General features: G+C 29.6%; 15 protein-coding genes. 8 read left to right on the top strand and 7 right to left on the bottom strand.

Annotation, left to right across the window (positions count from 1 at the left end; genetic code table 11):
- The first annotated feature begins 22 nt into the window (after positions 1-22).
- Entirely contained in the window at positions 23-238 is a 216-nt protein-coding gene (locus VBY68_RS05310; RefSeq protein ID WP_099215263.1) for a DUF3820 family protein, read from the top strand.
- On the opposite strand, the gene VBY68_RS05305 is transcribed toward VBY68_RS05310, so the two are convergent.
- The 4 genes from VBY68_RS05305 to VBY68_RS05290 form a co-directional block, all read right to left on the bottom strand.
- Positions 218-598, bottom strand: a complete 381-nt coding sequence (locus VBY68_RS05305; RefSeq protein ID WP_099215264.1) for a ribosomal maturation YjgA family protein — start codon at positions 596-598, stop codon at positions 218-220. The two genes, VBY68_RS05310 and VBY68_RS05305, sit on opposite strands and share 21 nt — an antisense overlap.
- A gap of 62 nt (positions 599-660) precedes the next feature.
- The gene (gene creD / locus VBY68_RS05300) at positions 661-2,046 is read right to left on the bottom strand and encodes a cell envelope integrity protein CreD (RefSeq protein WP_415269106.1); all 1,386 of its coding nucleotides are present in this window, start codon (positions 2,044-2,046) and stop codon (positions 661-663) included.
- A gap of 57 nt (positions 2,047-2,103) precedes the next feature.
- The gene (locus VBY68_RS05295) at positions 2,104-2,400 is read right to left on the bottom strand and encodes a winged helix-turn-helix domain-containing protein (protein WP_047789877.1); all 297 of its coding nucleotides are present in this window, start codon (positions 2,398-2,400) and stop codon (positions 2,104-2,106) included.
- A 32-nt stretch (positions 2,401-2,432) separates the two neighbouring features.
- Positions 2,433-3,041: a hypothetical protein gene (locus VBY68_RS05290; RefSeq protein WP_124591241.1), complete on the bottom strand. Its 609-nt coding sequence runs from the start codon at positions 3,039-3,041 to the stop codon at positions 2,433-2,435.
- 78 nt (positions 3,042-3,119) lie between these two features.
- Between VBY68_RS05290 and VBY68_RS05285 the strand changes: the two genes are divergently transcribed.
- Positions 3,120-3,494: a DUF1801 domain-containing protein gene (locus tag VBY68_RS05285; protein WP_273694011.1), complete on the top strand. Its 375-nt coding sequence runs from the start codon at positions 3,120-3,122 to the stop codon at positions 3,492-3,494.
- Between the two features lie 307 nt (positions 3,495-3,801).
- Here the strand turns inward: VBY68_RS05285 and VBY68_RS05280 are convergent, their stop codons facing one another.
- From VBY68_RS05280 to kdsA, 3 genes are read right to left on the bottom strand one after another with little or no spacing between them, the layout of a single operon-like run.
- Positions 3,802-4,449 carry a transglutaminase domain-containing protein gene (locus tag VBY68_RS05280; RefSeq protein WP_415269105.1) on the bottom strand — a complete coding sequence of 216 codons (648 nt, stop codon included), beginning with the start codon at positions 4,447-4,449 and terminating at the stop codon, positions 3,802-3,804.
- 45 nt (positions 4,450-4,494) lie between these two features.
- Positions 4,495-5,445 carry a transglutaminase domain-containing protein gene (locus VBY68_RS05275; protein WP_415269104.1) on the bottom strand — a complete coding sequence of 317 codons (951 nt, stop codon included), beginning with the start codon at positions 5,443-5,445 and terminating at the stop codon, positions 4,495-4,497.
- Positions 5,446-5,485: 40 nt separating this feature from the next.
- A complete protein-coding gene (gene kdsA, locus VBY68_RS05270) occupies positions 5,486-6,304 on the bottom strand; it encodes a 3-deoxy-8-phosphooctulonate synthase (protein ID WP_415269103.1) in 819 nt (272 codons plus the stop codon).
- Between the two features lie 67 nt (positions 6,305-6,371).
- On the opposite strand from kdsA, the gene VBY68_RS05265 reads away from it, so the two are divergent.
- The 6 genes from VBY68_RS05265 (at position 6,372) to VBY68_RS05240 (ending at position 12,809) form a co-directional block, all read left to right on the top strand.
- Entirely contained in the window at positions 6,372-7,370 is a 999-nt protein-coding gene (locus tag VBY68_RS05265; protein WP_415269102.1) for a M28 family peptidase, read from the top strand.
- A gap of 178 nt (positions 7,371-7,548) precedes the next feature.
- Positions 7,549-9,033, top strand: coding sequence for a S8 family peptidase (locus VBY68_RS05260; protein WP_121145891.1), 1,485 nt, complete (start codon positions 7,549-7,551; stop codon positions 9,031-9,033).
- 102 nt (positions 9,034-9,135) lie between these two features.
- Positions 9,136-9,651: a DUF4136 domain-containing protein gene (locus VBY68_RS05255; RefSeq protein WP_124591235.1), complete on the top strand. Its 516-nt coding sequence runs from the start codon at positions 9,136-9,138 to the stop codon at positions 9,649-9,651.
- Between the two features lie 285 nt (positions 9,652-9,936).
- Positions 9,937-11,652 carry a hypothetical protein gene (locus VBY68_RS05250; RefSeq protein WP_415269101.1) on the top strand — a complete coding sequence of 572 codons (1,716 nt, stop codon included), beginning with the start codon at positions 9,937-9,939 and terminating at the stop codon, positions 11,650-11,652.
- A 76-nt stretch (positions 11,653-11,728) separates the two neighbouring features.
- Positions 11,729-12,307 (top strand): hypothetical protein, encoded by a 579-nt coding sequence (locus tag VBY68_RS05245; protein ID WP_415269100.1) that lies wholly within the window; start codon positions 11,729-11,731, stop codon positions 12,305-12,307.
- Between the two features lie 25 nt (positions 12,308-12,332).
- Positions 12,333-12,809 (top strand): hypothetical protein, encoded by a 477-nt coding sequence (locus VBY68_RS05240; protein WP_415269099.1) that lies wholly within the window; start codon positions 12,333-12,335, stop codon positions 12,807-12,809.
- The last annotated feature ends 3 nt before the right edge of the window (positions 12,810-12,812 follow it).

Genomic DNA, 12,812 nt, shown 5'->3' with positions numbered 1-12,812 from the left:
CGGCGGGATTTTTTATTTACATATGATACCAGACAAACAATTTTTAATTGATACAGCAAACATGAGAATGCCTTTTGGTAAATATAAAGGAACGTATTTAATTGAAATTCCTGAATATTATATTGTTTGGTATAAAAATAAAGGCTTTCCTAAAGGTAAGTTAGGTACGATGCTAGAGTTGGTTTATGAATTGAAATTAAACGGACTAGAAGACATCTTACGAAAGATTAGAAGATAATTTATGAGTTAAAATTTTTTCTAAAAGTAGAATAGTGCCAACTCCCAGCGTATAAGCTATTAAATCACCAATACTAAAAGTAGCACCAAATATAATTATAGCCAATCGGTTATTTTCTAAACCGAGAAATTCTAAGAGGGGAGTTAATTGTAAAAACTCTACGATATAAGCAAACATTAGTACTGAAATTCCGACAGTTTTATTAGAGAGATTAAAGAAAGCTTTTACTAAATAAAAGAGTAAGATAACTACTAAAAAGTCACCAAAAGTATGTCTTATAAACCCTGAAGTTTGAGCTATTGCAATTTCTAGTAGTAAAAGAAAAGCAAAAACAAGAAAGTTTTTCAAACTAAATTTCATAGTTGTTTATGTAAAAGCAAACTACCATAAAGTATGATAGTTTGCTTATTAAGTATTATTAATTAATCGTTTTGCCAGTCTATTTTTCTTGAGGTATACATTACTGAAGCAAGAATAATAAATAGTCCAACACTACCTACTAATAGAGCATAATTTTCTAGCTGAATAATTACAAAAATAAAGACGTATAATGTGGTAAGAGAAGCTCCAACAAATAATGGGAATTTAATACTTTTTAAAATGGATTTAGAATACAACGTAATCAATAGCACTACTGCTATAGAAGCAATTAAATATGCCTTTAAGAAGCTGCTATGTTCAGAGATTGATATTAGTAAGGTATAAAACATAGTTAAGGCAACACCAATCATTAAATATTGAAATGGATGAATGGATATTTTACTCATTGTTTGAATTAAAAAGAAGATTAAAAAGGTAAGCCCAATCACCAAGAATCCATATTTAGCCGATCGTTCACTTTTTTGATATTCGTCTACAGGAATCATAAAGTTTACACCAAAAGCATATTCTTTTAAGTTAGGAATTCCATTAAAAGATTGTTGAGAAAATGGTCTGTTGATATCTAGTATTTTCCATTTAGCATCAAAACCATTATCAGAGATTTTGTCAGAGTTAAAAGGAAGATATTCTCCAATAAAATTAGCAGTTTTCCAGTCAGAGTTTATATGAACGGATGTCTCTTTTCCAATAGGAATAAAACGAATTTGTTTACTTCCATTAATACTTAGTGATAGACTAAAGTTTGTATCTGATTTTTTAGGGAGGTCTTCTTCATTTAAAAATTTACTTTCTAATTTATGAAGGTTTAAATAGTTGTAGTATGCTTTTTCATTACTAGCATCACCTTCATATTTAGAAGTAAAAGCGTAGGTGTTTTTATGCAGTTTTATTTCAACTAAATTGTTAACTCCTTTTAAATTAGAAGTTTTTATAATTAATCGAGTTTTGTTCCAAAGTATGTCTTCTTCATTAATATCTTTTTCACTAAAATCAGGCTTAGTAAAGCTTCCATCAATATCTATGTTGCTATTATACACAGCTGTTTTATAAATACCACGTTTTTTCTCTTCAGGATTTATAGATGATTTAATATTTAATTTCTTCGGAAAAAAGTAAGCATATTTAATTTTTTCTTCAATCTCGGTTTGAGTTTCTTTTGTTTTTTGATTTCTAACAAATTTCTCTTTATATGTTTTGTACGGAACTTTTAAAATAGGACCGTATAACAATACTTCTTTACCCCATTTTTGATTGATTTCTTGTACAACTTCTTGCTGTCGATTCATTCGCTCAACAATTAAGCTCTTAATGAAGGATAAAGGAATTAAAAGTATGAGAATTAAAAATCCAATCATTAACATTCTAGCTGTGATTGATGTTTTTACCCACTTTCCGAACCTTCCGCTTTGTTTGTTTGATGTTTCCATAGTTTGTTATTTTAAAAGAACTTTGAATTTCAAAGTTAAATAATAAAAAAATTAGTGTTATTTATTTTTAATCAGTTTTTCTAAAGCGTCAATATGTTTTTTAAATTCTTGTTTGCCAAGCTCTGTAGCGTAGTATCTAGTATTGGGTTTTCTACCAATAAATTGTTTTTCTATCCTAATAAATTCAACTTTTTCTAATGCTTTAGTATGGCTTGCTAAATTACCATCTGTAGCACCTAATAATTCTTTTAGGGTAGTAAATTCAGCATATTCATTTACCATAAGAACAGACATAATTCCCAGTCTAATTCTATGATCAAAAGCTTTATTTATATTTAGAATAATGTTTTTCAAAAAAGGTAAATTTTAAAGTACGAAAATAGTTCTTATTTTCTATCATGTTTAAAATACATAAGTGTACCGTAAACAATATGCATGATTCCAAACCCTATAACCCAAAACCAAAAACCATAACCAGGTAACATTGCAGCAGTAAGTCCTAAAACAACTTCAGTATAGCCTAAATACTTAATATCTCCAACAGTATATTTTGAAGCATTAATCAACGCTAAGCCATAAAAAAGTAACATTAATGCACCCGTTTGCCCATATTTTTGATGTCCTAGTATGATAATGATATAGATTGCACCAGAAACTAGAGGGATAAGGAAATTTAAGAGTAACCTTCTTGTGGTGGCATCCCAAATTTTTTCTCCATTCTTTTTAGCTTTTCTTGTGGTTAAAAAGATAGCTGTAGCAATACTTAAAAAGCCAACTAACAATAAATCAAAGATGACCATTTGGAAAATTTTTCCATCTAGCATCAAATAACCATTAGAATTGTTGTTAACTAACCAATATGCATAAGCTGCACCAATTAGTGCATATATTCCTGCTAAAACACCAGATAAACCACTTAATGATATAAATCGAGAGGATTTACTCATTAGGTTCTTAATTTCTGATATGTCTTTTAAATAATCTTCTGAACTCATTTTTAAAGAACTTTGAAAAACAAAGTAAAAGTAATTTTATGAAACAGACAAATAAAATTTTAATGTATTTTTGAAATAATGAAACCAGCTGAAGAATATATACTCAAACAACCAGAACCATTCAAGTCTATTTTACTGCATCTGCAGGTATTGATAGAAAGTAATTTTCAGGATTTAGAACTAAAGTATAAGTGGAAAATACCAGTATATTATATTAACGGAAAACAACTGTGCTATATGAATGCATCCCATAAAAAAGGTTTTGTTGATGTTGGGTTTTGGGCAAAAGGTATTTTAGAAGATTTTGATGCTTTTTTAGTTTCAGAAGGAAGAGCAGTTGTAAAATCACTTCGCTATTCATCAATAGAAGAAATTAACGAAGAAATACTACTACAAGTTTTAGAAGAAGTAGCAAAACACAATCATAAAGGTTTTTGGAGGAAAGCTAATTAACTTTAACTTTATATTCTAACGATAGTTCATTATTTACATATATATGTAAAGTTGTGTTCTTTTTGGGAGGTTTAAGATAAATTGAAGAGAAAGTTTCTTTATTAATAATCTTTGCATTATGTATTTTGTAGTTGCTAGAAAATAAATATTTCACATCTCTTATTTTGTCTGTCTTTTTAAGTTTTATATGAATTCTGTTGCTATTACTTGTGACAATTTTACCTGATTTAGGAGTTAAAACTTCTAGTTTGTTTTTTAGAAAACCTTTTTTGTATAGAGGAGCATAACAGAATTCCTTTAAAGGTTTTTACTTTAAGAATTGTCGCCATTTAATATCAACAGGAAAATGAGTTAGTTTAAGTTTACTTCTTTTTACATTAAAATACTCTAAGTTAAGATGCCTTTGCCAGACATCTTTGTATAAGTACCCAGAACCAAAAGTAACATCCATTAGAAGCCATTTGTTGTTTATTTTGACAGCATTCCATACATGATTTTTTTCTTTGGGAATTATCCCAATTCTGTCAGCAGAAGTTTTTGTATAACCATAAATTAACTCACTTTTAATATTAATTAGGTCACATATGTTATGAAAGAGATAAGCAAAACCTATGCAAACCCCTTTTTTTGTTCTAAATGTTTTTTGTGCTGCATGCTTTATTTTTCTCTGTTGTATTCTTTTTAAATCACCATCATTATTATAGACAAAAAGGTCAGGAGATTTTAATAGCCTAGAAGGAAAATAATCATACTCAATATTTAGAGCAATCCATGTATAAATAGCCCTTACTTTTTCTATATCAGTTTTAAAATCATAATCTATTCTTTCAGATAATTCCTTTATTGAAGTTATTCCGTTGTAAGAATACATAATCTTATCAACCTTAGTTAAGTCTTGAGAAAATGAAGCATTACTAAAGAAAAGAAATAAAACAAGAAAGGATAAAGTTTTCATTATAGAACAATTTATTGCAATATAAACAATAAAAGTAGAAAATAATTACTGAATCAAGAATTCAAGCACGACCTCTTTATCTATAATTAAAAATAGCCGTTTGCTATTTTCAAGAGGAGAGGTTGTAATTGTAGCAACATTATTTTTGATAGATATGCTGTGTGGTTTTACTGCATATCGGTATCCACTATATCCAAAGGAAACTGATTGATTAGGACGTAGATTTTTTATTTTTAATTCAATAATAGAATCTTTTTCTAACAGCCCTTTAGAAGGAGTTATTAATTCTAAATCTGATTTTAAAAAGGCAGCATCATAAATTGGTTGGTTGTAAAAATCTTTTTTATCCATTCTACCAACTCTTAACTGCCAAAGTTTTTTTTCAGGAAAATGTGTTTTAAAATATTTTTCTTTTGGAAAGTTGAAGTAGTATGCATTAAATAAAGGTTGCCATCTGTTATTATTTACAACTCCAGCTGCCCAAGTAGCATCAATATAAATCCATTTACCATTTAATTTAACAGCATTCCAAGCATGATTTGAGTTGGTTTTAGGATTAGCTATATCGTTTGAGGAATTTCTGATATATCCTTTTATAACTTTATTCTCAATTTGAAGCATAGAGCATATTTTCGCAAAAGTTTGCGCATATCCCTCACAAATGGCTTTTCGAGTCAATAAAGTTTCGTTAACAATATTATCTTTTATAGCCTGTAATTTTTCTAATCTTTCTTGCTCGTTCCTGTACCTAAAAGAAATTCTTTTTTGCTTTGGATTGTAATACTCGTCTAAATCATATCTGATATTATGAGCTAGCCAATAAAAAGCGGCTTTTACTTGCTGTTCTTCAATTTTAAAGTCGCTTGCTATCTGTTGAGCTAAATTTTCTACTTTATTAAATTTAGGGTAACTATTAACTTTTTTTTCAACTAAAGAAAAGTTTTGCGCGCTAACAAGGTTAGTTATTAGAAAGAATAAAAAAAGAAGTTGTTTCATATATGAGTTTAAAAACAACTTTATAAAACAAAAATTGTGCCTATAAATTATTAATGGTTTTTCTAATTGTTACTAAGTTGGTAAGTAAACCTTCTAAATAATCAAGGTGTAACATGTTTGCTCCATCACTCTTTGCATTGGCAGGATCAAAATGAGTTTCAATAAATAATCCGTCAACATTGTTAACCACACCTGCACGAGCAATAGTTTCAATCATATCTGGACGCCCACCAGTAACACCACTTGATTGGTTAGGTTGTTGTAATGAGTGTGTAACATCCAATACCGTAGGAGCGTATTCACGCATAGTAGGAATTCCGCGGAAATCAACAATCATATCTTGGTATCCAAACATAGTACCTCTATCAGTTATCCATGCTTTTTGGTTACCAGCATCATGTACTTTTTTTACCGCATGTTGCATAGCTTCAGGACTCATAAATTGTCCTTTTTTCAAATTCACAACTTTACCAGTTTTTGCAGCAGCAACTACTAAATCGGTTTGACGAACTAAGAAAGCAGGTATCTGTAATACATCTACATATTGAGCTGCTTTTTCTGCATCAGAAACTTCATGAATGTCGGTTACGGTAGGAATATTAAAAGTTTCAGAAACTTTACGTAAAATTTTTAATGCTTTTTCGTCACCAATTCCTGTAAAACTATCAATTCTACTGCGATTTGCTTTTTTAAAACTTCCTTTAAATACGTAAGGGATTTCTAATTTGTCGGTAATAGAAATTGCTCTTTCAGCAATTCGCATAGCCATATCTTCTCCTTCAATGGCACAAGGACCAGCAAGTAAGAAAAAATTGTTTGAATTAGTATGTTTTATGTTTGGAATATCAGTTAAAGCCATCCTTAAAAATTTTCAACAAAATTAAGAAATTAAATTGGCTATATTTAGGCTTTTAAATAAATAAAGAATGAAAAAAGTTTTATATCCATTAGCACTTGTAAGTGTATCAGTTTTACTGTCGTGTAAGCAAACTAAAAATACTAGTAGCGAGGTTGCTATGAATACTGTTGAGGTAACTCAGAAAAAAGAAAATAAAGAAGAGTTAATTGATTCTATTTTAGTAAGAAAACACTTATATACACTTGCTTCAGATGAAATGGAAGGTAGGAAACCAGGAACTGAGGGAATGGAAAAAGCAACTCAGTATATAGAAAATGAATACAAAAGAATTGGTTTAAAAACTTTTGATACATTAACTACGTATCGTCAAAATTTTGAATACAAGGGTATTAAAATGAGCAATATTATAGGTTTATTAGAAGGAAAGTCTAAAAAAGATGAGTTTGTTATTGTATCTGCACATCATGATCATTTAGGGGTAAAGAAAGACGGAGAAGGGGATAGAATTTTTAATGGTGCGAATGATGATGCTTCTGGTGTTACCGGTGTATTATCATTAGCTGAATATTATGCTAAAAAGGGAAATAATGAACGTAGTATTTTGTTTGTATGTTTTACAGCTGAAGAAATGGGATTGGTAGGCTCTGAATACTTTGGAAAAGGAATTGATGCTAGTAAATTTGTAGCTGGAATTAATTTAGAGTTAATAGGAAAACAACCAAAAACAGGACCTAAAACTGCATGGTTAACTGGTTTTGATAAATCAGATTTTGGTAAAATAATTCAGAAGAACTTAGAAGGATCAGGATACAAGTTATTTCCAGATCCATACCCTAAATTTCAATTGTTCTTACGATCAGATAATGCTTCTTTAGCACGTTTAGGTGTGCCGTCTCATACATTTTCAACCACTCCAATTGATATTGATGCTGATTATCATAAAGTAACAGATGAGGCTGAAACGTTAAATATGACTGTTTTAACAGAAACTGTAAAAGCAGTTGCTAGAGGTACTCAAAGTATTATTGAAGGAAAAGATACACCCACTAGAGTAAATATGGAGTAAACATATTGAAAACTTAAAGTAAAGAAGGAGCTATAGGCTCCTTTTTTTATTGGCTTTCTATATGTAGGTTTTAAGATAATGTTAATTATCGTGAGCTTTAATTGTGTTAAGTGTTAAAATTATATTAAAATTTTAGTATATTCGAAAAAATAAATTTAATCTTTAACCCCTTCAGAAAATGAAAAAAACACTTTTAAGCCTAACGGTTGTTTTAACTATGATCTCATGTTCTAATAATGATGAAACATTAGACATAAAACAAGATCAAGATTTACTTACCAAAAAAGAGATCAATTCAAAAATCAAGGAATCTTTACAAAAGACAGGAGATTTTAAATGGATGTCACAAGATGCTCATACAATATGGAGTGCAGTGAATCATGGAGAGAATATCTTGACTATAGGCTACGGTACTTCAAAAAATAACTATGCGAAGAGTGAAGAAAGCGCTAATATTAAAAATGAGTTACTAGCCTTAGTAAGAAGTTTTGAACCTACTTCAGCAAAAGGAGAAACGGAATTATATGTAAACGAAAGTATTAATGTATTAGACATTAAAGTTACCAACAAGGAAACAATAAATGTTTTATTAAAAGACAGCAGAGTTCGTTATATAGAACCAGGAGGATATAGTTTTTTAGAGTCAACTGCTCAAGCTAAATCAGATTCATCAGGTTCTTCAGGATGTGGGTATGGTACAGCAACTTTAAATACGAGTGATTATCGTACAGTATCACCAGGTGCTAGGTTACCATGGTCTTTCGATGCACACAATATTTCACAAGCTTGGAATTACAGTACAGGTTCAGGAGTAACTGTAGCTGTAGTTGATTCTGGTTTATCACCAGAGCAAAAATGGATGAATCAATATTTTAATGATGGATATTCATCAGGAAGAACAGTTCAGAAATATGGAACGTTTGTAGATTCTTGGTGGGCTTGGTCTAATAATTATGATGGAGTAAATGACAAGTGTGGTCATGGAACTAAAATGGCAGCAGTAGCTACTGCTCCAAGAAATAATGATAATTTACCTGTAGGTGTTGCTTATAACGCAAACTTAGTAACGTATAGAGCTGTTGAAAATGTAGTAATTGACGATTACCATGAAAAAAGAGGTGTTGTTGAAGCATTAACAGCATTGGCAAATAGGAGTGATGTGAAAGTTATTTCTATGTCATTAGGTTCTCCGTTTAGTATTGGTAATGTATCAGATGCAGTAAAGTATGCACATAGCAAAGGAAAGATGATTTTAGCAGCAGGAGGAACTTCTACTTCATTTACTACTTGGTATGGAGTAATTTTTCCAGCAAGTATGTCTGAAACTGTTGCGGTAACAGGTGTTAAAGAAGGACAATATAGCAAGTGTGATGTATGTCATACAGGATCACAAATTGATTTTACTGTACAAATGCAACGTACTAACGGAACGGATAATAAAATACCTGTATTAAGTTATTATGACGGGCAGGAAAATTATATTGGAGGTTCATCTGTAGCTACAGCTACTACAGCAGGTATTGCTGCATTGGTATGGGCAAAAAATCCTTCTTGGTCAAGAGAACAAGTTTTACAAAAAATGAAAGAGTCTGCTGATTTTTATCCAAACAAGCATTCAGAGTTTGGATATGGAAATATTGATGCTTTAAAAGCGGTTCAATAAAAAATCAACTAACTAACCTTAGAAAAAGTCTCGTTTACGCGAGGCTTTTTGTATTTTTATAAGGTATAGTTTTTGATTAAATACACCGTAAAGAATTTATATATGAAGTATTACAAATATTTTTTTCTGCTAGTTATTATTGGGTGCTCCTCTTCTAAAGTAGTATATGACTACGATAGTCAAACAGATTTTAGTCAGTATAAAACCTTTAATTTTTTTGAAGATGCTGGTAAAGGTTTAAATGAGTTGGATATAAAAAGGGTTACTTACGAAGTAACAGTAGCTTTGGAAGCTAAAGGAATGCAATTGACTGAAAACCCAGATATGTATATTAATATTTTATCTGAAGAAAGAGAGTCTCTTAATAGAAATACGATAGGTGTTGGCTTAGGAAGTGGAGGAAGAAATGTTGGATTTGGAATTTCAGGGGGTATACCTATTGAGAGTAGAAAAATAAATCAGCAATTAACCATTGATTTTGTTGAGAGTAAAGACAATCAGTTAATATGGCAAGGAATTGTTACTAGCGAATTAAGAGAAAAAGCGACTCCAGAACAAAAGAAATTACATTTTCAAAAAGTAGTTGGTAAAGTAATCAATAATTATCCGCCGAAATAGCCTCCTCTTTTTGTTTTAAAATACTGATTACCGTACAGTTGACGTACTGAAAAAGTAAGTCAGTGACTTACTAAAAGTAGGTCACTGACTTACCTTTTTCTAATTTTTTATGCTTTACTTTGAATTCAAGTATCAGATTATTAGATTTTTATACTAAAATGTTAAAGAAAACTCAGGGTTATCCCTGAGAAGAACTTAAAATGACTAGGGAAAACCCTTATTGTGCAAAAAACCATGAACAACTACTTTTAAATAAAAATTGTAATTAATTTAAATTTATATACCATGAAAAAAAGAAAAAGACTAAACCTTTTAAAACTAGGTGTTTTCTTGTTTGGGATTTCACTGTTGTTGTGGAATTGTGAAAAGCAAGAAGAAGTTAATCACGGATTAGAAAATGAACATTTTGGAATTCCTCAAAAATACTTTAAAAAGAAAATAACATTAGAGGAAGTTTTATCAAATGAAGAATTATACAATGTACTTGAAAAAAACTTTATAAGGAGTGGTGAGCAAAAAAAGGTAAATGAGTTTATACCTTATAATTATATATTAAAGGTGTATACCTCACAAGGAATTTTATTTTATAATGATACGATAAAAACCTATACTTTTCCTATAATTACTAATTTAGAGAAAGAAGAACATAGTTTTTTTAATTTGTTACTTCAAGAATATAAAGGAAAATTATATGTAGGTGTGATTAAGTATATACCGTCTTCTAATTGGTTATCAAATAAAAATGAGAAGTATGAAGGAAGTTTTGAGTTAATAGATAAAGAAGGGCATTCCAAAAAGAGTTATGCTTCAAAATCGTCTTGTGAAACTATATTAAAAGCTTTTTATGCACCTTGTGGCTGTGGTGGAAGTGCCAATGGTCATGCTCCTTCAGGAGCATGGTGTTGTAAAGGAAGTCCTTTGTTAGGGTACGATATGGAGTTTAGTTGTAGTGGAGGAGGCAGTAATGGGGAACCTGGAGATTTAGATGGAGTAAGTGGAGGGTTAGATTCAGGAGGCTCATCAGGTTCAGCACAAACTGATCCTACGGAAGCTATTTATACAGATACAGCATTAGGAATAAATAAATCTTTAGGAGGTACATTAAGTGATTCAGAATTAGAATGGATAGATACACATCCACTAGAGTCTTTTAAAATAGTAAACTTTATTATAGCAAATGAAGATGAAAATAAACAACTTACCTCAGAAGCCAAAACATTTGCTGAACAAGCTATTAAAGCTATAAAAGATGGTGGTGAAGTAGATTTTGATGATAGAATTATTAATAAACTTATAAATAAATGCGCCAAGACAATTTTTTCTGAACTTGAATATGGAATTTTTGAAAATGACCCTATTAAGCCTGAAGTACAAGTAACAACTGAAAATTTCACTAAATTGAACTTTTCTGAATCAATATTAAAATTGTTTGATGATAGTACTAAAACCGATTATACTATACAAAATGGAGCAACGAATGGTTCAGCAGCTACAACTCTAGGAGCAACTACAACCATATCTGATAATTATTTATCTAACGCAACAAAACTTTCCATTGCTCGAACAATGATACATGAATCGGTTCATGCTTACATAAATGCTTTATATTCTAACGTTATTCAGTTCAATAGCTTTACTTTCAGGCAAAAGATAGAGGAATATGCAAAAAATAATGGTTATACGATAGGAACAAATAGGTTTCATCATGAATTTATGGGGCAGTATGTGAATGCTATGGCATATTCTTTATATGAATGGGATATGCGTTATGGTTCAGGTAAAGGAAAAATGAATATTACAAAACCAGATGATTTACTGGGGTGGGATTATTATTATGCAATGGCTTTTGGAGGACTTTTTTATAAGGACTCAAGTGGTAATTTAATAGAAACAGACTCATTTAAAAAACTAATTCCTAATCAATCGGATAGAGATAAAATAAAACAAATACTAAAAAATGAACAAAATGGAAACTCGAGCGCTAAAGGTCAAAAATGCTAATAAAGTAATATTACTTTGTTTTTTTATAATATCTAGTTTTCATTGTTTTTCGCAAAGCAAATTAACAGGAGCTTATTTGCGTGACTATTCAATGGATGATTTTTATGAACATTATGAGTTTAAAGCAAATAATGTGTTCGAGTACCATTCCGGAGGTCATTTAGGAGATTCAGAATATGGTAAAGGGCATTATTATATAAAAAAAGATAGTTTAATTTTAAATTATGATTTAACAGAACTGAAAGAGAATAGTTTTCATAAAGAAAAACTATATAAAAATTCTAAAAATATTATTCAAGTAAAATTAAATATTTATGATTTAGATGAAAAACCTTTATCAGATATAACAGTAATTGGAAATCTAAAAGAGCATTATGGAAAAACATCGGATAAAAACGGAGAGGTATTATTAATGTTTGATAAAGAAAAAGGAAAACGAGAAATAGAGGTTTCTGATGTATGTTGTGGTAACTATTCTTTTGTATTAAATGGTGAGTTTAATTATGAAATTAAAGTGTTTTTAAAAAAGAGGTTTAACAATCCAATAGCTGTGAAAAACGAGATAAAGAAATTTAAAATAATTACTTTAAAGAAAGAAGAAATTAAGCTAAAAACAAAAACAGGTATGGTAGTTTTTAAAAAGAAAATACATTAACGATTATATTAAACATATAATGGCAATGAATATAATTAGTTATAAACTCATAATAACTTTATTTTTCTTTTCATCTATACTATACTCCCAAACAAATAATGATGATGCTTATTATATATTGAATGAAAATCATGAAGAATATATCTTGAAAACTAATGGAAAAAATAACAAGATTAGTAGATTTAGCTTGTATAATAGAATTGAGTACGAGAAAAGAGAACAACAAGTATTAAAAGATAAAAAAGAAGGAAAGTTTTATAATTATCAGCTTTACAAAAGACCACAAGAGTTTATTTTTAGCAAAGTATATGGAAGTAAGGTAGAAACAATTAATCATTGTGATACACATTTTTTAAATTTAGTTAATTATGAATGGTTAGTTCAAAATAGTTGGAAACAAAACAATCCTAATATTTTATTTAAAGATTTATATTTTTTACTTAAAGTTGAAAAAGATAAATATTTGAAATTTAAAGTAAGAAGAACTGTAATTGCGCGTTAAATG

The sequence above is a fragment of the Tenacibaculum ascidiaceicola genome (genome assembly GCF_047470925.1).
In the GTDB taxonomy this organism is placed as follows: Bacteria; Bacteroidota; Bacteroidia; order Flavobacteriales; family Flavobacteriaceae; genus Polaribacter; species Polaribacter discolor.
Note: the sequence above shows the minus strand (reverse complement) of the source record. Positions and strands in the feature narration are given on the sequence as shown.